Source organism: Brevundimonas sp., from assembly GCF_003248455.1.
GTDB lineage: Bacteria > Pseudomonadota > Alphaproteobacteria > Caulobacterales > Caulobacteraceae > Brevundimonas.
Genome location: NZ_QFNM01000031.1, coordinates 1 through 18,760, shown reverse-complemented (window position 1 = coordinate 18,760; position 18,760 = coordinate 1). Strand labels below are relative to the sequence as shown.

The window sequence follows — 18,760 nt, the reverse complement described above, 5'->3', positions numbered from 1 at the left end:
AGAGAGACCGTCTTCATGGCCTTCCCCCCGCCCGCCGATCCGCGTCGCGCGCTTTATCCCGAGATCGAGGCCTACGCCTCGGGTTGGATGCCGACCGAGGGCGTGCATGAAATCTATTACGAGGAATCGGGCAATCCGCAGGGCGTGCCGGTGGTCGTCCTGCATGGCGGCCCCGGCGGAGCGGTGAACCCCGGCATGCGGCGGTTCTTCGACCCGGCCGTCTATCGCATCATCATGTTCGATCAGCGCGGTTGCGGCCTGTCGCGGCCCCACGCCTCGCTGGAAGACAACACCACCTGGACCCTGATCGACGACATCGAACGGCTGCGCGTCCTGTGCGGCGTGGACAGATGGGTGGTGTTCGGCGGATCGTGGGGATCGACCCTGTCGATGACCTACGCCATCACCCACCCGGACCGGGTCGAGGCCCTAGTGCTGCGCGGAATCTTTCTGCTGACCAAGAAGGAATTGCACTGGTTCTATCAGGACGGCGCCTCGATGATCTTCCCCGACGCCTGGGAGCGTTTCCTGGAGCCGATCCCCGAAGCCGAGCGCGGCGACCTGATGGCCGCCTATTACAAACGCCTGATCGGGGACGACGTCGCCGAACGCGAGCGCTGCGCCGTCGCCTGGTCCAGTTGGGAGGGCGAGACCGTCAGCGTCGAAGGCCCCGACGCCCGCCCCGAGAAGTTCGCCGAGCCGGATTTCGCTGTCGCCTTCGCCCGGATCGAGAACTGGTTCTTCACCAACGGCGGCTTCTTCGAGGAGGACGGCTGGATTCTGAAGAACGTCGACCGTATGCGCCACATTCCCTGCTGGATCGCGCAAGGCCGGTTCGACGTGGTCACGCCGATTTCCGGCGCCTGGGCCCTGCACCGCGCCTGGCCCGAGGCGCACCTGGACATCGTGCCCGACGCCGGTCACGCCTCGTCCGAGCCGGGGATCGTCGACAGTCTGGTGCGCGCCACCGACTGGGCCGCGACCGTTCGGTCGTGACCGTCAGGAAGGTCGCCGCGCCCTGCACGCGGCGGCCCTTGTCATCGCGGTTTCAGAACCGCCTGGCGCTCCGGTTGTCCAGGCTCCACGCGCCGGGACCGGCCGTGAAGATATAGAGAAAGACGAAGCAGAACAGGATGGCCGCGTCCCCCCCGTTCACGGCCGGATAGGGGCTTTGCGGGAAGTGGAACATCCAATAGGCCACCGCCATCTGGCCGGAGGCGATGAAGGCCGCCGGGCGGGTGAACAGGCCCAGCACCAGCAGTATCCCGGTCGTCAATTCGATCACCCCGCCGACGCCGAACAAGGTGAACAGGGCCTGCTGGCCCGGTTCGGCGCCGGCAGGAAAGCCGAACAGCTTGACCAGGCCATGGGCCAGGAACAGCAGGCCGGCGACGATGCGAAGCGCCGCCAGGGCTCGGGGCGACCAGGCGCTTGCTTGGTTGAACATTGTCTTCCCTTACCTTCTGAGCGCTCGCGCGCGATGGGGTCTTCACGGCCGGACCGGGGTTCGGCCGTGAAGCTTGAGCCTAAAAATCAGGCGGCGTCCACCAGGACGATCTCGGCGTCGGACAGGGCCTTGACCGTCACGACGTCTTCCTGGGCGATGGCTGCGCCGTCCCGGGCGTTCAGCCGCACGCCGTTGACCTCCACCTCGCCCTTGGCCGGCACCAGATAGGCGCGACGGCTGGCGCCCAGCGGATAGTCGGCGCTGTCGCCGGCGTTCAGGGAGGCCGCCACGATCCGCGCATCAGTGCGGATCGGCAGGGCGCCCCCGCCGCTCTCGGAAGTATCCCCCTGGAAGCCCGAAGCCAGGACCACGAACTGACCGGCGCGTTCGCCCTTGGGGAAGGGTTTGGAGCCCCAGGTCGGCGCCCCGCCACGCTCGGTCGGTTCGATCCATATCTGGAAGATTCGGGTCAGTTCCGGCTCGGCGTTGTACTCGGCGTGGCGGATGCCCGCGCCCGCGCTCATCACCTGAACGTCTCCGGCGACCGTGCGACCTTTGTTGCCCAGGCTGTCCTCGTGACTGATCGCCCCGTCGCGGACATAGGTGATGATCTCCATGTCGGCGTGCGGATGGGGAGGAAAGCCCGTGCCGGCGGCGATCTCGTCGTCGTTCCAGACACGCAGGGCGCCCCAGCTCATCCGCTTGGGATCGTAATAGTTGGCGAAGGAGAAATGGTGCTTGGCGTTCAGCCAGCCATGGTTGGCGCCGCCAAGCGATTCAAACGGTCTGCGCTCGATCATCGGAGGTGTCCTTTCGCGCCGGAACGTCCGACGCCTTTGCTTGACGCCAAGATAGAGATCGGCGACCGATCAGAAATAGAAACCACCGAAACTCATCGTTTCCAACGGATCGCGCCTTCATGAACCGCCTGCCCGATCTGGAAGCCCTGGCTATCTTCGCCAAGGTCGCCGACGCCCAGTCGTTTTCGGGCGCCGCCGAGACGCTGGGTCTGTCCAAGGCGACGGTGTCCAAGGCGGTGACGCGGCTGGAGCGGTCGCTGGGGACCACCCTGCTGCATCGCACCTCGCGCCGGTTCGCCCTGACCGACGCAGGGCGCGGCCTTGCCGCGCGCGCCGCCCATATGCTGGCCGAGGCCGAAGGCGCAGTGTCTGAGGCGCTGGACATGGCGGTGGCGCCGCGCGGCCTGGTGCGTCTGGCCGCGCCCATGTCCTTCGGCATGGCCTATGTCGCCCCCGCCCTGCCCCAGTTCCTGGCCACCCATCCCGACATTTCGGTGGATCTGCATCTGTCGGACGAGGTGATCGACCTGGTCGGGGGCGGCTTCGACTGCGCCTTGCGGATCGCGGCTCTGGCGGATTCGTCCCTGACGACGCGCAAGCTCAGGCCCGTGCACCGGGCCCTGGTCGCCTCGCCGTCGTATCTGGAGCAGCGGGGTCGACCGACACATCCCGACGACCTGGCCCGCCACGCCTGTCTCAGCTACGCCTATATGCCCAACCCGGACGCCTGGCGTTTTAGGAATGCGGCGGGCGAGGAGGTGGTGGTCCATCCGCACGGGCCGCTTCGCGCCAACAATTCCGACGCCCTGACCGCCTCGCTGTGCGCGGGCATGGGGATCTTTCCCCAGCCGGATTTCATCTATTGGAAGGACGTCGCGGGCGGCCATCTGGAGACGGTGATGACCGACTGGCGCCTGCCGCCCATCGCGCTTCACCTGGTGGCGCCAAGCGGCGGGCCGCGCCCGGCGCGGGTCACGGCCCTGATGGACTATATGGCGGCGCGGTTCAGCGGGCCGCTTTGGCCCGGCGACGCCGTGGGCCGTTGAGGCGTCAGCCGCACTTGACCTGCTGGATCACGCCCGTCGCCTGGTCGAAGACGAAGTTCACGCGGTTCTCGCGATAATCCATCGTCGCTGGACAGGTGGTGCACAGGACGCGGAAGGTCTGACCCTGCGGCGGCGCCGGAACCGTCGAGCGATTGCGGCCCACATAGCTCTGATAGTCTTCGACCTTGCAGGGCTTGAAGGCGCTTTCGGCGCCGGTCGCAGGCGGGGTCGCAACCGGGCCCTGGGCGCAGGCGGCCAGCGCCAGGGCGCCGGCGAACGACAGGGCGATCATGCGGGTGTTCATCGGGGTTTCCCTTCCTGGCCGGCTCAGCCGCAGCGGACCTGTTCGATGACGCCGGTCTGCTCGTTATAGAGGATATTCAGCCGGTAGGCCGAGAAATCCTGCGTCACCGGGCAGGTGGTGCAGGTCACGCGCCGGTTGACCACGTCGACCGGCACCGGGATTTCGCTGCGGCTCTTGCCGACCAGATACTGCATCTCGCCCGCCTTGCAGACATCCTCGGTCTGGGCCGTGGGCATCCGGCTGCCGACGGGCGGGTTCATCTGCGCCCGTTCGATCACGCGCGGCGCGGGCGCGTCCGCCGTCGGCGTCGAACAGCCCGCGACCAGGGCCAGCCCCATCAGGCCAGGCGCGATCAGGCCGCCCTTTCCCAGCGCCCCTCGTCCGACTGTTTCCAATAGGCCAGATCGGCGCCCCGCGCCTTCAGCGCCTTCCAGCGCCCGCGCGCGTGTTGCAGCGCCGGCTCGTCCCGACCGTCGAAAATGATGAAGCATCGCTCGAACCCTTCCGTTGCGCCCATGTCTGCGTCGTCGACGATGAACAGCGCCTGAGCGCCGTTCAGGTTCTCGCCCGTCTCGCTGAGAAGGACCGGCTGGCGCGCCGCATGGGGCTGATCCGACCGGCCGTGCGGCAGGAAACCGTCCTCGCGGTAGGTCCACAACAGTTCGTCGACATCGTCCAGCCGATGCGAATGCGCCGACTTCACCAGCGCCCGCCAACCCCGCTCGAGCGTCTTCTCCAGCAGGGCCGGCAGCACCTGGTCCAGCGACGACCGTTCCAGGTGGTAGAACCAGATTTCAGGCTTTCCAGTCACCCGGTTCTAGCTCCGGTGATCAGGCTTCGTACGAATCCGCCACCATCCGGTCCAGGGTGCGGACGGCGAAGCCGACGCCGCCCTCGGGCACGGTGGGGCTGGGGCTCTTGTTGGTCCAGGCGGTGGGGGCGATGTCCAGGTGCGCCCACGGCACGCCGTTGGTGAAGCGTTGCAGGAACAGGGCGGCGGTGATCGAGCCGCCGGCGCGGCCGTTGCCGGTGTTCTTCACATCGGCGATCTTGGAATCGATGTGCTGCTCGTAGATGGCCGGGATCGGCATCCGCCAGAAGTTCTCGCCCACCTTCTTGGCCGCCGCCAGGATCGGATCGGCGACGTCGTCGGAGTTGGAGAAGACACCCGCGTAGTCCAGGCCCAGGGCCACGATCATGGCGCCCGTCAGCGTGGCCAGGTCGATCATGAACTTCGGCTTGAAACGCTGCTGCGTGTACCAGAGGGCGTCGGCCAGGACGAGGCGGCCTTCGGCGTCGGTGTTGATGACCTCGACCGTCTGGCCCGACATCGACACGACCACGTCGCCTGGGCGCTGGGCGTCGCCGTCGGGCATGTTCTCCACCAGGCCCAGCACGCCCACGGCGTTGACCTTGGCCTTGCGGCCGGCCAGGGCGATCATGGTTCCGGTCACGGCGGCGGCGCCGCCCATGTCCCACTTCATGTCCTCCATGCCCTCGGCCGGCTTGATCGAGATGCCGCCGGTGTCGAAGCAGACGCCCTTGCCGACGAAGGCCAGAGGCTGGGCGCCCGCCTCGCCGCCCTTCCACTGGATCACGGCCAGCTGGCTTTCGCGGCGGCTGCCCTGGCCGACGGCCAACAGGGTGCGCATTCCCAGCGCCTCCATCTCCGCCTCGCCGAGAATTTCGACCTCCAGGCCAAGGCTCTCCAGCGCCTTGACGCGCTTGGCGAACTCGGCCGGATACAGGACGTTGGCGGGTTCGGACACCAGGTCGCGGGCGAAGATCACCCCATCCGCCACGGCCGACAGCGGCTCCAGCGCCGCCTCGGCCCCGCGCAGGTCGGGGGTCGCGATGCGGACCGTGTTGATCGACGCAATCTTGTCCGCCTTCTGCGTCGTCCGATACTTGTCGAAACGATAGGCCGCCAGGCGCGCGGCGAAACCGACACGCGCCGCCTGTTCCGGCGTCAGGTCCGAAGCGTCGATGGTCAGCACCTCTGCGCCCGACAGCTTGACCGCCGCATAGGCCGAGCCGCCGAAGGCCTCGACCGCCAGATCGTCCAGCTTGGCCTTGTCGCCCGCGCCGATCAGCAGGACGGCGTCGGCGTCCACGCCCGCAGGAGCGGGGATCAGCAGGCTTTGGCCCGCCTTGCCGGCGAAGCGGCCCTTGCTCATCGCCTTGGTCAGCGCGCCGCCGGCCTTGCCGTCCAGGGCCGAACCGGCGGGGGTCAGGGCGCGGTCTTCGAACACGGGGACTGCGACAATCTCGGCGGCGTCCACCGCGGCGACGAACTCGATCTTCATTCAATCAACTCCAGCCGGGCCCCACCCGGCTTCTGCAACGACGAAAAGACAATGGCGCGCCTGCTTGTCGCCGACGCGCCCTGATGTGCTACTAGATGCGCCTCAATGTCGCCGCCTGCAACCGGGCGAAGTCCATCCGCCCATGAACCTGATTCAAAGATACCTTTTCCGCCAGATCCTGTTCCCCGTGGTCGCCGCCTGCGCGGCGCTGGCGGGAATCGGAATCCTGAGCCAGAGCCTCGATCAGCTTCAGGTCATCGTCGAGCGCGGCCAGAGCGTGTGGGTCATGGTCAAGCTGACGCTGCTGGCCCTGCCGCAGCTGCTGGCGGTGATTCTGCCCATCGGCCTGTTCGTCGGCGCCCTGATCGCCCTGACGCGGTTGCAGCGCGAGCAGGAGCTGACGGCCAGCTTCGCCGGCGGCATGACCCGCTGGCAGGTGATTTCTCCGGCCGCCCGCATAGCCGTGCTGGTCGCCCTGGCCACGCTGTTCGTCAACGTCTTTCTCCTGCCCTGGGCGCAGCAGGAGGCGCGACGCCAGGCGTTCGACATCCGCACCGACCTGGCCGCCCTGTTGGTGGAGGAAGGGCAGTTCGTCCAGGGGCCTGACGGCCTGACCGTCTATGTCCAGCAGATCGAGCAGAACGGCCTGTTGAAGAACCTGTTCGTCTATCTGGACGACAAGGACAAGGTGACGACCTGGAACGCGGCCGAGGCGCGGTTCAGCCGCGACGCCGCCGGCACGCCCGTCCTGACCATGATCGACGGTTCGGCCCAGCGCTATTCGTCGGGGGGGGTGCTGGAGACCCTGTCGTTCGGCCGCTACGACTTTTCCCTGGCGCCCTTCGTCGGCGTGACCGACACCCTGCGGTTCAAGCCGACGGATCTCTATCTGCGGCAACTGCTGAACCCGACCGCCAAGATCGTCGAGGTCGCGGGCGCGCGCGGGGAGCTTCTGGCCGAGGCCCATTCGCGCCTGTCCTCGCCCCTCTACGCCCTGGTCGCCATGGCCCTGGCCCTGTCGGCCATCCTGGGCGGCGCCTTCAGCCGCACCGGCTACACGCTGAGGATCGCCAAGGCGGCGGGCCTGTTCCTGCTGCTGCGGGTCGTCGGTTACGGCCTGGTGGCGGGGAGCGCCTGGAACGCCGGCTTGAACGTCCTGCAGTACGTCGTGCCCATCGTCGCCGTCGCCGTGTCGCTGCGGGTCCTGTTCCGCGCCCTGAAGCCGCGTCGCAGCCGCGGCGCCCGCGTCCTGCGCGATCTGAAGGCGAGGTTCGCGTGACCGCCCAGCCCCTCTCCGGCGCCGCACGTCCCATGCGCCGCACGCGCCGTTCGCACATGCCCCGCCTGGGCCTCATCGAGCGATATGTTCTGGTTCAGCAATCCAAATCCCTTGCGATCGCCTTGGCGGTGATTTCCGCCCTGGTCATGCTGATCGACTTCGTGGAGGTGTCGCGCGGCCTGGGGTCGGACCAGGACCTGTCGGCGGTGCGCATCTTCGGCCTGGTGCTGCTGAAGTCGCCTGCGGTGATCCTGCAGCTGACGCCGTTCGTCTTCCTGTTCGGCTCCCTGGCGGCCTTCATCGGCCTGAACCGGCGCAGCGAGCTGATCGCCATGCGGGCGGCTGGCGTGTCGGCCTGGCGGTTCGTCCTGCCCGCGGCGGGCATGGCCTTCGTGCTGGGCGTGCTGACGGTGACGGTCCTGGGGCCGCTCGCCTCGGCCGGCGACGGCCTGTGGCAGCGCGAGCGCGCGCGCATCTCCGGCACGGCGCCCGGCGGCGATCCGAACGCGGCGATCTGGCTGCGCGAAGGCGACGACCAGCGCCAGATGATCATCCGCGCCGGCCGTCAGGACCGCGCCAACGCCCGCCTGCTGGACGTCAGCTTCTTCATCTACACCACCGCGCCCGGCGGGGGCCGCACCTTCTCGGAACGGATCGACGCCAAGTCCGCCTCCCTGAACGCCGGCAGCTGGCGGCTGACCGACGCGGTCGGCGCCCAGATCGGCCAGCGCGCGGTTTCCTATTCCAGCCTCACCCTGGTCTCCAGCCTGGCCGACGAAGAGGCGTTCGAGCGGTTCGCCAGACCCCAGTCGACGCCCTTCTGGTCCCTGCCCAACCAGATCAGCCGCATCGAGAACGCCGGCTTCACCTCCACCGCCTATCGGCTGCGCTTCCAGCAGCTTCTGGCCACGCCCCTGGTGTTCGCGGCCATGTCCATCCTGGCCGCGGCCTTTTCGCTGCGCCTGATGCGGCTGGGCGACATGGCGCGGATGAGCGTGGCGGCCGTGGTGCTGGGCTTCGCCTTCTTCTTCCTGAATCAGTTTTCGTCGGCCATGGGATCGGCCGAGGTGGTGGCGCCGTTCGTCGCCGCCTGGCTCCCGCCCGTTCTGACGGCGCTCGCAGCCTTTACCTTGCTGTTCTATACCGAAGACGGCTAATCGGGCGCTCGCTTCTAAGGAATACGGATGGCCTATGCAGGGTGATCGCCAAGATCGGCGCCGCAACGCTTTCAGAGCCAGGCTTCTCGCCGGCGCCGCCCTGGTCGCCTGCGCGCCGCTGGCCGCGCCCGCTTGGGCCCAGACCCCTGCGCCGACGACCGCGGCGGTCCAGGTCGTCGCGCCGTCGGACGGTCTGGCGCCGGACGCCGTCTATGTGGACGCCGACCATGCCCTCCGCGTGGGCGATTCGATCGTCGTCAGCGGCACGCCCGAAAATCGCGCCTATGTCCGCACGCGCGGCCATGTGCTGCGGGGCGAGAACCTGTCCTACGATCTGAACGCCGGCTCCGCGACGGGCGAAGGCGATGTCGAGGCCGTCGCCCCGGACGGCACGGCGGTCTACGCCAGCCGGCTGGAACTGGACCAGAACCTGACCACCGGCGTCGCCGTCGATTTCGCCACCCGCCTGGCCAACGGGGCCAGCCTGATGGCCGCGACCGCCGTGCGCCGCAGCGAGACCGTCAACGAGCTGAACTACGCCCGGTTCACCCCCTGCCCGCTCTGCGACGCCAACGGGCCGCGCCGCCCCACCATCTCGATCCAGGCCGAGCGCGTGGTTCAGGACGAGCAGCTTCGGGCCATCCTGTATCGCAACGCCGTCTTCTACATCGGCCCCCTTCCGGTCTTCTACACCCCCTTCTTCGCCCACCCCGATCCGTCGGTGGAGCGGGCGTCCGGCTTCCTGGTGCCGATCGTCAACTACGACGAAGGGCGCGGGGTGTCGGTCGAGGTTCCCTATCTGCACGTCGTTTCTCCGTCCGAGGACTGGCTGATCAGCCCTCAGGTCAACACCAAGGTCGCGCCGCTGCTGAACCTGCAATGGCGCCGGCGGTTCGCGAACGGCATGATCGTGGCGCGCGGCGGCTATACCTACGAGCGCGACTTCGGCGACTTCGACCTGGACGGCGACGGCGATTTCGAAAGCAACGTCCGCTTCGGCGATCGCGAACACCGCAGCTATCTGCTGTCGCATGGCGAGTTCGATCCCGACGGCCCGTGGCGCTTCGGCTTCACGGCCGAACGCACCTCGGACAAGACCTTGTTCGACCGCTACGACGTGCGTTCGCCCTATCAGGACAACGGCCTCTACTACGGCGACCGTCGCCGGCTGATCAGCCAGATCTACGCCGAGCACCAGACCGACCGCTCCTATGTCTCGGTCGCCGCCTTCTCGATCCAGAGCCTGCGCCTGGACCCGGCCTACGCCGCCACCGACTTCCGCGACGCCGACGGTTTCAAGGTGTTCGAGAACGACGACACCCTGCCCCTGGTCGCCCCCCTGATCGACGCGCGGTGGGAGCCGCACGAGCTGGTGCTGGGCGGCCGTCTGCGGCTCAAGGGTTCGGCCGTCTCCCTTTATCGCGACAGCTTCGTCGGCGCCCCGATCCTCAATCCCGAGATCGTGCCGCCGGTCACGACGGGTCTGAGCGGCGTGGACAGCCGCCGCGTCACCGGCCAGATGGAATGGCGGCGCACCGTCATCCTGCCCGTCGGCGTGCGCATCGAGCCTTTCGTGGACACCCGCGTCGACCTCTATTCCATGTCGGACCTGCCGCCGATGATGGGGGTCGACAGCGACGCCACGCTCAGTCGCTCCCGCCTCAGCGCCGGGGTGGACGTGAGCTATCCGCTGATCAAGCGCGCGCGCGACGCCGACATCATCCTGGAGCCGGTCGGCCAGTTCTCGGTCTCCAACAAGGTCGACCTGGACCCCCGCATTCCCATCGAGGACGCCCAGGTTCTGGAACTGGACGAATCCTCCCTGTTCCGCATGGACCGTTTCTCCGGCTACGACCTGATGGAGGGCGGCGCGCGTCTGACGGCGGGCGGTCGCGCCACGATCCGCTGGTCCGAGGGCCGCAAGGCCAGCCTGTTCGTCGGCCGCAGCTATCGGTTCCAGCAGCAGGACGCCTTCAGGACCTCGATCCCCGACGCCCCCGGCCGGCTTTACGACCCGACCGGCCTGGCCTCCGAGACCTCGGACTGGGTGGTCCAGGGCGATTTCTCGCCGTCGGACCGCATCCGCAGCTGGGTCCACGCCACCGTCGACGGCTCGGGCGAGGTGCGCCGCGCCGAGGCGGCGCTGGACGGGCGCTGGGGCCGCCGCAACCTGGCGACCGTCAGCTATATCCTGGACCGCTCCAATCCGGTCGACGGGCCGCTGAACCGCAACTATGAGTTCGTGCAACTGATCGGCCAGCAGTTCCTCTATCGCAACTGGGGCGTGACCGTCGCGGGCATCGCCGATCTGGACGAGAACGAGATCACCCGCTCCGAGGTGGGGATGCTGTTCGACGACGACTGCTTCCGATTCGAACTGGGTTATCGCCGCGACAACACCCGCGCCCGGCCCGGCGGCCCCTCGGAAGGCGTGTATGTGCGCCTAAACCTCGCCACTTTCGGAGGTTCAGGTTATGGACAGGGCGACATGCGTTGAGCATGACGCTTTACGGGGCGCGACCGCCTGCCGGTCTGGCTGGCGGACCGCTGTGAGGAATCAGGACGAGCAATGGGTTTGATGCGTTATTCGACGGGGGCTGCGCTCGCGGCGCTCCTGCTCGCCGGTTCGGCCCACGGCCAGACGGCCCCGACCCGGCCGCAGGGCCAGGCGCCGACCCAGGCCCCGCCCCAAACTCCGTCCCAGGCCGCCGCCGGCGCCCCCAACCCCGCCGCCGAGGAAGCTCCCGCGACTCCGCGCGCCGAGCCCCAGTTCGAAATGGCGGACGGCATCGTCGCCACCGTCAACGACAAGATCATCACCGGCTATGACCTGCGCCAGCGGATGCTGATGCTGATCGCCTCGTCCCAGGTTCAGCCGACCGAGCAGAACCTGCCCGCCATCCAGCAGGCCGCCCTGAACGCCCTGATCGAGGACCGGCTGAAGACCCAGGAGATGGCCAAGTTCGAGAGCCTGCAGGTCACCGACGAAGAGGTGGATCAGGAAATCGCGGAAATGGCCCGCGCCGCCGGCACCACCCCGGCCAACTATCTTCAGTTCCTGCAACAGGGCGGCATCCAGCCCGCCGCCTTCCGCGAGAACCTGCGCACCCAGATCGGCTGGAGCCAGCTGGTCCCCGGCCGTTTCAACAGCCGCGCCCGCCCCAGCAGCCTGCAGGTCGATCAGGAACTGCGTCGCCTGAACGAGGCGGCCTCCAAACCCCAGTTCCTGCTGGGCGAGATCTACATCGACGCCGCCCGCGTCGGCGGTCCCCAGGCCGCGCTGAACGGCGCGCGCCAACTGGTGCAGCAGATCATCCAGGGCGCGCCCTTCCAGGCCGTGGCCCAGCAGTTCTCGGCCGCCCCGTCCGCCAACGCCCGCGTGCCCGGCGACGCCGGCTGGGTCGTGCGCGATTCGCTGCAGCCCGCCGTCCAGGCCGTGGTCGACCAGCTTCAGCCCGGCCAACTGTCCAATCCGATCGTCGTCGACGGGGGGGTCTACATCCTTTATCTGCGCGACAAGCGCGACGGCGCCTCCACCAGCCTGGTCTCGCTGCGCCAGGTCATGGTCGAACTGGCCGAAACCGCGTCCGAGGCCGATGTCGCCGCCGCCACCCAGAAGCTCCAGGCCATGCGCGCCGGCCTGACCTGCGACAACATCATCTCCCAGGCGCGCGCGACCGAGGGCGTGATCGGCGCGGACCTGGGCGAATCGGACGTGGCCAATCTGGCGCCCCAGTTCCAGCAGTTCGCCCGCACCGGAGAGATCGGTTCGGTCTCCACCCCGATCCGCACGCCGCTGGGCCTGCACCTGGTCGCCGTCTGCGGTCGTCGCGTCGGCGGGCCCGAGGCCCCCAACCGCCAGCAGGTCGAAAACCGACTGAGGGCGCAGAATCTTCAGGTTCTGGAGCGCCGCTATCTGCGCGACCTGCGCAGCGACGCCCTGATCGAGTTCAAGTGAGCCCAGCGGTCGCGCCTCTGGTCCTGACGCTGGGCGAACCCGCCGGCGTCGGGCCCGAGATCGTCGCCGCCGCCTGGACCGCCCTCAAGGCCGAACCGCTGGCCTTCGCCGTCATCGGCGACGCCGGCCTGTTGCGCGACCAGGGCGTGGCCGTGCTCGAGATCAGCGATCCCGGCGAAGCCGCCGGCCGTTTCGGCCGCGCCCTGCCCGTCATCCACCGTCCCCTGCCCGCGCCCGTCCGGGTCGGCCGCCCCGACCCCGCCAACGCCCCGGCGGTCGCGGACGGCATAGAGGAAGCGGTCGGTTTCGCCCTGTCGGGCCAGGCTTCGGGCGTCGTGACCGCCCCCATCGCCAAGGCGCCGATGTACGCCTCGGGCTTTCGCTTTCCCGGCCATACCGAATTCATCGCCGAACTGACCGCCGACGCCCCCTATGCCGGCACGCGCGGTCCGGTGATGATGCTGACGGCCCGCGACCTGCGCGCCTGCCTCGTCACCATCCACGTCGCCCTGGACCAGGCGCCCCAGCTTGTCACCGCCGAGCGCGTCGCCCGCACCGCCCGCGTCGTCCACGAAAGCCTGAAGCGGGACTTCGCCATCGCCCGCCCGCGCCTGGCCATGGCCGCCCTGAACCCCCACGCGGGCGAGGGCGGCGCCCTGGGTCTGCAAGAGATCGAAATCCTGATCCCCGTCGCCGAACAACTGCGCGGCGAAGGCGTCGACATCACCGATCCGAAGCCGGCCGACACCCTGTTCCACGATGCGGCGCGGGCGACCTATGACGCCGCCATCTGCATGTACCACGACCAGGCCCTGATCCCGGTCAAGACGCTGGACTTCTGGGGCGGGGTCAACGTCTCCCTCGGCCTGCCCATCGTCCGCACCTCGCCCGACCACGGCACGGGCTTCGACATCGCCGGCAAGGGCGTCGCCCGCCCCGACAGCCTGATCGCCGCCATTCGCCTGGCGTCGGAGATGGCGGCGGCGCGCGCCGCGCGCTAACAGGGGCCGTGACCGACCTTCCCTCCCTTCGCGAAACCCTCGACGCCCACGGCCTGTCGGCGAAAAAGAGCTTCGGCCAGCATTTCCTGCTGGACCTGAACGTCACCCGCAAGATCGTGCGCCTGGCCGGCCCGTTCGACGGCCGGGCCGTGATCGAGGTCGGCCCCGGCCCCGGCGGCCTGACCCGCGCCCTGCTGGAATCCGACGCCGGTCCCGTGGTCCTGGTCGAGAAGGATCCCCGTTTCCTTCCCCTGCTGTCCGAACTGGACGACGGCTCGGGCCGCCTGACCATCGTCCAGGCCGACGCCCTGAAGGTGAAGGAGGCCGATCTGGTTTCCGGCCCCGCCCATCTGGTGTCCAACCTGCCGTACAATGTCGGCACGGCCCTGCTGATCAAATGGCTGACCGGCCCCTGGCTGCCGCACAGCCTGACCCTGATGTTCCAGAAGGAGGTCGCCGAACGGGTCGCCGCCGCTCCCGGCGATGACGCCTATGGCCGTCTGGCGGTCATCGCCCAGGCCGTCTGCACCGCCCGCATCGTCATGCACCTGCCGGCCGCCGCCTTCACCCCGCCGCCCAAGGTGGCCTCGGCCGTGGTCCATCTGGTCCCGCTTGACGAACGCCCGTCGCCCGAACGCCTGAAAAGCCTGGAGCGCGTCACCGCCGCCGCCTTCGGCCAGCGCCGCAAGATGCTGCGCTCCAGCCTGAAACAACTGGGCGGGGCGGCCCTGTGCGAGGCCGCCGGCATCGAACCCGACGCCCGCGCCGAAACCATCGACGTGGCCGGCTTCCTGCGGCTCGCGGACGCCCTTCCTGCCTGAAACCCTGCCATGACCGTCGAACCCTTCCGCGCCATCTCCGTCAGCCGCCTGGCCCACCAGTTGAAGGCCGAAGGCCGCTCGATCATCCACATGGAGTTCGGTCAGCCGTCGACCGGCGCGCCCGCCGCCGCCATCGCCCGCGCGCATCAGGTGCTGGACGCCGAGGCGATGGGCTATTGGGAAAGCCCCGACCTGCGCGCCCGCATCGCGCGCCTGTACGACGAGCGGTATGGCGTGGCGGTGGACGCCGAGCGGATCGTCCTGACGAACGGCGCCTCGCCGGCCCTGGTCCTGGCGCTGAGCACGCGGTTTCGGCCCGGCGACCGGATCGCCCTGGCCCGACCCGGCTATGTCGCCTATCGCAACACCCTGCGCGCCCTGCACCTTGAGCCGGTCGAGATCGCCTGCGGCCCCGAGACCCGGTTCCAACTGACCGCCGATCAACTGCGCGCGCTCGATCCTGCACCCGCCGGCGTCATCATCGCCAGCCCGGCCAATCCGACCGGGACCATCATCCCCGACGCCGAACTGGCCGCCATCGCCGAGGTCTGCCGCGCGCGAAACATCGCCATCGTCTCGGACGAGATCTACCACGGCCTCAGCTACGTCGGCCCGACCCCGTCCATGCTGCAGTTCGCGCCGGACGCGACGGTGATCAACAGCTTCTCCAAATACTGGAGCATGGCGGGCTGGCGCCTGGGCTGGCTTCTGGTTCCCGCATCCCAGGTCCCGGCCGCCCGCGCCTATATCGGCAATATGTTTCTGACCCCGCCGTCGCTCAGCCAGCACGCGGGCCTGGTGGCCATGGACGCGACGATCGAGCTGGAGGGCCATATCCGGACCTACGCCCGCAATCGCGAGCTGATGCTCAAGGCCCTGCCGGCCCTGGGCCTGAGACAGATCGCCCCGCCCGACGGCGCCTTCTACATCTGGGCGGACATCGGCCACCTGACCGACGACAGCGTGGGCTTCTGCGAGCAATTGCTGCGCGACACCGGCGTCGCCGCCGCGCCCGGCGTCGACTTCGACCCCGTCGACGGCCATCGCTTCATCCGGTTCAGTTTCGCCGTCTCGACGCCCGAGATCGAGGACGCCCTGAACCGGATGCGTCCCTGGTTCGCCGCCCGTCGGACGGCGCAGTTGGCGCCAACCCCGACCCCGGCCCCGACCCCGACCCTGGGATGAAAACGGGCGGCAGCGCAGCATGGAATAGGTCTCAGGCGGCGGACCGCCCGGCCTCCGCCGTTTTTCTCAGACCGCTTCGCGCAGCAGGGCGGCCTTGTAGTCTCCGACCCACAGGTTTCTGAACCGACGCGACCGCTCGGCGTGATAGATGTGGGCCAGTTCGGCGTAGGAACGGTCGAAGTCCTCGTTGACCAGCACATAGTCGAAGGCGTCGCAGTGTTCGATCTCGCCCTTGGCGTTGGCGACGCGACGTTCGATCACGTCCTCGGCGTCCTGCGAGCGCGTGACCAGGCGCCGGCGCAGTTCTTCCAGGCTGGGCGGCAGAATGAAGACGCGCACGGCGTCCTCCGGGCATTTGTCGGCCACGTCGCGCGCGCCCTGCCAGTCGATGTCGAACAGGACGTCGCGTCCCTCGGCCAGGGCGCGGTCCACCGGCGCGCGGGGACTGCCATAACGATTGCCGTGGACGTCGGCCCACTCCAGGAAGGCGTCCTGGTCGATCAGCCGCTGGAACTGGTCGTGGCCGACGAAATGATAGTCGCGCCCGTCCACCTCGCCCGGCCGGATGCCGCGCGTGGTCATGGAGACCGAAAGCTCCAGCCCCTTGTGATCCGCCATCAACCTTCGGCACAGCGAGGTCTTGCCCGCGCCCGACGGGCTGGCGACGATCAGGAGGACGCCCCGGCGGGGCGTGCGTTCATTCGACATTCTGGACCTGCTCACGCAACTGTTCGATGACGGCCTTGAGCTCCAGGCCGATTCCGGTGAGCGCGGTCGTAGCCGATTTCGAGCAGAGGGTGTTCGCCTCTCTCATGAATTCCTGCATCAGGAAGTCGAGTTTGCGCCCGGCTGGCGCCGAGGCCACAAGCTGGCGGGCCGCCGCGACATGGGCGGCCAGCCGGTCCAGCTCCTCGCGCACATCGGCTTTCGCCGCCAAGGCCGCGGCCTCCAGGAAGATCCGTTCGTCCAGACCGGGCGCGTCCGGCGCCAGTTCGGCGATGCGGCGGGCGAAACGTTCGCGAATGGTCTCGACCTGGGCGGCCGCCTCGCCCTCGGCCTGGGCCGTCAAAGCCTCGATCCGGGCGATGAAATCTTCCAGCACCGGCGCCAGCAGCGCGCCTTCCTGAAGCCGCGAGGCTTTCAGCGCATCCAGGGCCTGTTCGACGGTGCGGCTCATGGCCGTCTCCAGCGCGGCGCGCGCCTCGGGGTCGTCCACCTCTTCCGGCGCCTCGATCACGCCGCGCAGGGCCAGCAGTCCGTCCGCCGACGGCGGAGTGGCTCCATCCTCGGCCAGTTCGTTGGCCAGGGTCAGATAGCGCGCCAGCACCGCTGCATTGATGGCGACCGCCGCTTCTCCCGCGTCGGTCCGCTTCGCCTGAACGCCGATGTTGACCTGTCCCCGCGCGAACCGCGCCTGGACCGCCGCCTTGGCCGCCCGTTCCAGACCGTCGAAGCCGTTCGGCCCCCGGAACCGGACCTCCAGATTGCGCCCGTTGACCGAACGCGCCTCGACCGCCCAGGTCCAGTCCTCGGCCGCCCCGTCCGCCCGGCCGAAGCCGGTCATGCCCGACAATGCGCTCACCGCGTCGCCCCCTGGCTGGCCCCGGCCGGCAGGGTGATGGTCGCCTGACCTGCGGGTTGTTCGGCGGGCGGCGTCATAGGGGCCGCGACGGCGCCCGGCGCGACGGGAACGGGCGCTTCCGGCGGCAGTCCGGCCTTCTGCCGCTCGATCTGGCGCCAGCGCGCCACGTTCTGTTGGTGCTCCTCATAGGTCAGGGCGAAGGCGTGGCCGCCTGTCCCGTCCGCCACGAAGAACAGCGCGGGGTCCGCCGGCGGGTTCAGCACGGCCGCCAGCGCTTCCTTGCCCGGATTGGCGATGGGCGTCGGCGGCAAGCCGCTGATCTGATAGGTGTTCCACGGCGTTGCGGCCAGCAGTTCCGAGCGCAGGATGCCGCGCCCCAGCGGTCGTCCCTTGGTGACGCCGTAAACGATGGTCGGATCGCTCTCCAGCCGCATTCCGGCCCGCAACCGGTTGGAGAAGACCGCCGCCACGCGCGGCCGCTCCCCAGCCAGCGCGGTTTCCTTCTCGACGATGGAGGCCAGGATCACCGCCTCCTCCGGCGTCTTGGCCACGGTCGCGGGCGAGCGCTGGCTCCACAGCAGGCGCAGATTCTCGGCGGCCGCGCGCTGCATCCGGTCGATCACCGACTGGCGGGTGTCCCCACGCGACACCTCGTAGGTGTCGGGCCACAGGCTGCCTTCCGCCGGCGTCTCGGCCACCACGCCGGTCAGCACCGGCTCCTTGTTCAGGATGTCCACCGCCTGAAGCGACGACCAGCCTTCGGGCAGGGTCACGAAATGGCGCACCACCCGCCCCTCGACCAGCAGTTTCAGAACCCCGGCCAGGGAGGTTCCCGACGGCACCTCGTATTCGCCCGCCCGCAGCCGGCGGTCCGCCCCTGTCAGGGCGGCGGCGGCCTTGAACAGGTCGGGGGACCGGATCACCCCCTCGGCCTTCATCTTGGCCGCGATGGCCGAGACGCTCGACCCGCTGGCCAGGGTCACGACCGTCCTGTCGCCCTGCCGGGCCGAGGGGCCGGGCGCATAATAGACGGCCCAGACCGCGATCAGCGCCGCCAACAGGAACAGCCCGAAGGTCGCCGACGCGCTCAGCAGCGAGACCGTGAACCCCGACCGTCCGTCCGACTTCTCGACCCGCCCCCGCCCGAACACTCAGTCCACCTTCCTGAAGATGACCGAGGCGTTGGTGCCGCCGAAGCCGAAGCTGTTGGACATGGCCACATCGATCTTCATCGGCTTGGCCTTGTTGGCCGCCAGGTCGATCGGCGTCTCCATCTCCGGGTCGTTCAGATTGATCGTCGGCGGCGCGATCTGGTCGCGGATGGCCAGGACGCAGAAGGCCGCCTCTATGGCCCCGGCGGCGCCCAACAGGTGCCCCGTCATCGACTTGGTGGACGAAACCGTCAGGTTCCTGGCGTGATCCCCCGCCAGTCGCTCGATGGCCTTCAGTTCGATCCAGTCGGCCATCGTCGACGTGCCGTGGGCGTTGACGTAATCCAGGTCCGAAGGCTCCAGCCCCGCCCGCTTCAACGCCATCTTCATGGCGCGCAGCCCCCCCTCGCCGTCCTCCGACGGGGCGGTGATGTGATAGGCGTCGCCGCTCATGCCATAGCCGACGACCTCGGCGTAGATCCTGGCCCCGCGCGCCTTGGCGTGTTCGTATTCCTCCAGCACCATGACGCCCGCGCCCTCGCCCATGACGAAGCCGGCGTGGCCCCGGTCGTAGGGCCGCGAGGCCGTCTCGGGCGTGTCGTTATAGGCGGTGCACAGCGCCTTGCAGGCCAGAAAGCCGGCGATGCCGATCGGCACGATGGAGCTTTCGGCCCCGCCCGCCACCATCACCTCGGCGTCGCCCAGGGCGATCATCCGCGCCGC

19 protein-coding genes are annotated in these 18,760 nt (G+C 69.0%); 9 read left to right on the top strand and 10 right to left on the bottom strand.

Features of this window, described 5'->3' with window-relative positions; genetic code table 11:
* The first annotated feature begins 15 nt into the window (after positions 1-15).
* Positions 16-996, top strand: coding sequence for a prolyl aminopeptidase (gene pip / locus DI624_RS12225; protein WP_291538891.1), 981 nt, complete (start codon positions 16-18; stop codon positions 994-996).
* A 52-nt stretch (positions 997-1,048) separates the two neighbouring features.
* Here the strand turns inward: pip and DI624_RS12220 are convergent, their stop codons facing one another.
* Together DI624_RS12220 and DI624_RS12215 are read right to left on the bottom strand one after the other, a co-directional pair.
* Complete coding sequence (locus tag DI624_RS12220) at positions 1,049-1,447, bottom strand: DoxX family protein (RefSeq protein ID WP_291538888.1); 399 nt, start codon at positions 1,445-1,447, stop codon at positions 1,049-1,051.
* 86 nt (positions 1,448-1,533) lie between these two features.
* Positions 1,534-2,247: a pirin family protein gene (locus tag DI624_RS12215; RefSeq protein ID WP_291538885.1), complete on the bottom strand. Its 714-nt coding sequence runs from the start codon at positions 2,245-2,247 to the stop codon at positions 1,534-1,536.
* A gap of 119 nt (positions 2,248-2,366) precedes the next feature.
* Here DI624_RS12215 and DI624_RS12210 point away from each other — a divergent pair, with 119 nt between their 5' ends.
* Entirely contained in the window at positions 2,367-3,293 is a 927-nt protein-coding gene (locus tag DI624_RS12210; RefSeq protein ID WP_291538883.1) for a LysR family transcriptional regulator, read from the top strand.
* Between the two features lie 4 nt (positions 3,294-3,297).
* Here the strand turns inward: DI624_RS12210 and DI624_RS12205 are convergent, their stop codons facing one another.
* Genes DI624_RS12205 through DI624_RS12190 form a run of 4 tightly spaced genes read right to left on the bottom strand, consistent with a single transcriptional unit; the run spans position 3,298 to position 5,903 of the window.
* Positions 3,298-3,597: a hemolysin gene (locus DI624_RS12205; RefSeq protein WP_291538880.1), complete on the bottom strand. Its 300-nt coding sequence runs from the start codon at positions 3,595-3,597 to the stop codon at positions 3,298-3,300.
* A gap of 23 nt (positions 3,598-3,620) precedes the next feature.
* Positions 3,621-3,935, bottom strand: coding sequence for a hypothetical protein (locus DI624_RS12200; RefSeq protein ID WP_291538878.1), 315 nt, complete (start codon positions 3,933-3,935; stop codon positions 3,621-3,623).
* A 14-nt stretch (positions 3,936-3,949) separates the two neighbouring features.
* Positions 3,950-4,408 carry a DNA polymerase III subunit chi gene (locus DI624_RS12195; RefSeq protein WP_291538875.1) on the bottom strand — a complete coding sequence of 153 codons (459 nt, stop codon included), beginning with the start codon at positions 4,406-4,408 and terminating at the stop codon, positions 3,950-3,952.
* 19 nt (positions 4,409-4,427) lie between these two features.
* Positions 4,428-5,903 carry a leucyl aminopeptidase gene (locus DI624_RS12190; RefSeq protein WP_291538872.1) on the bottom strand — a complete coding sequence of 492 codons (1,476 nt, stop codon included), beginning with the start codon at positions 5,901-5,903 and terminating at the stop codon, positions 4,428-4,430.
* Between the two features lie 142 nt (positions 5,904-6,045).
* On the opposite strand from DI624_RS12190, the gene DI624_RS12185 reads away from it, so the two are divergent.
* The 7 genes from DI624_RS12185 to DI624_RS12155 all read left to right on the top strand — a co-directional run bounded on the left by DI624_RS12185 (position 6,046) and on the right by DI624_RS12155 (position 15,304).
* Positions 6,046-7,182 (top strand): LptF/LptG family permease, encoded by a 1,137-nt coding sequence (locus DI624_RS12185; RefSeq protein WP_291538869.1) that lies wholly within the window; start codon positions 6,046-6,048, stop codon positions 7,180-7,182.
* Positions 7,183-7,238: 56 nt separating this feature from the next.
* Complete coding sequence (gene lptG, locus DI624_RS12180) at positions 7,239-8,339, top strand: LPS export ABC transporter permease LptG (protein ID WP_291538928.1); 1,101 nt, start codon at positions 7,239-7,241, stop codon at positions 8,337-8,339.
* Between the two features lie 34 nt (positions 8,340-8,373).
* Entirely contained in the window at positions 8,374-10,836 is a 2,463-nt protein-coding gene (locus DI624_RS12175) for an LPS assembly protein LptD (RefSeq protein ID WP_291538866.1), read from the top strand.
* 72 nt (positions 10,837-10,908) lie between these two features.
* Positions 10,909-12,297 (top strand): peptidylprolyl isomerase, encoded by a 1,389-nt coding sequence (locus DI624_RS12170; RefSeq protein WP_291538863.1) that lies wholly within the window; start codon positions 10,909-10,911, stop codon positions 12,295-12,297.
* Positions 12,294-13,298: a 4-hydroxythreonine-4-phosphate dehydrogenase PdxA gene (pdxA, locus tag DI624_RS12165; RefSeq protein WP_291538861.1), complete on the top strand. Its 1,005-nt coding sequence runs from the start codon at positions 12,294-12,296 to the stop codon at positions 13,296-13,298. Before DI624_RS12170 ends, pdxA begins: the two co-directional genes overlap by 4 nt.
* A gap of 8 nt (positions 13,299-13,306) precedes the next feature.
* Positions 13,307-14,119 (top strand): 16S rRNA (adenine(1518)-N(6)/adenine(1519)-N(6))-dimethyltransferase RsmA, encoded by an 813-nt coding sequence (gene rsmA, locus DI624_RS12160; RefSeq protein WP_291538859.1) that lies wholly within the window; start codon positions 13,307-13,309, stop codon positions 14,117-14,119.
* Between the two features lie 9 nt (positions 14,120-14,128).
* A complete protein-coding gene (locus DI624_RS12155; protein WP_291538856.1) occupies positions 14,129-15,304 on the top strand; it encodes an aminotransferase class I/II-fold pyridoxal phosphate-dependent enzyme in 1,176 nt (391 codons plus the stop codon).
* Positions 15,305-15,370: 66 nt separating this feature from the next.
* On the opposite strand, the gene gmk is transcribed toward DI624_RS12155, so the two are convergent.
* The 4 genes from gmk to DI624_RS12135 form a co-directional block, all read right to left on the bottom strand.
* Positions 15,371-16,012 carry a guanylate kinase gene (gmk, locus tag DI624_RS12150; RefSeq protein ID WP_291538854.1) on the bottom strand — a complete coding sequence of 214 codons (642 nt, stop codon included), beginning with the start codon at positions 16,010-16,012 and terminating at the stop codon, positions 15,371-15,373.
* Complete coding sequence (locus DI624_RS12145) at positions 16,002-16,868, bottom strand: YicC/YloC family endoribonuclease (RefSeq protein WP_291538926.1); 867 nt, start codon at positions 16,866-16,868, stop codon at positions 16,002-16,004. Before DI624_RS12145 ends, gmk begins: the two co-directional genes overlap by 11 nt.
* Before the next feature lie 14 nt (positions 16,869-16,882).
* Positions 16,883-18,037: an endolytic transglycosylase MltG gene (gene mltG, locus DI624_RS12140; RefSeq protein ID WP_291538851.1), complete on the bottom strand. Its 1,155-nt coding sequence runs from the start codon at positions 18,035-18,037 to the stop codon at positions 16,883-16,885.
* A partial coding sequence (locus DI624_RS12135; protein WP_291538848.1) for a beta-ketoacyl-ACP synthase II occupies positions 18,038-18,760 on the bottom strand: 723 nt, incomplete at its 5' end.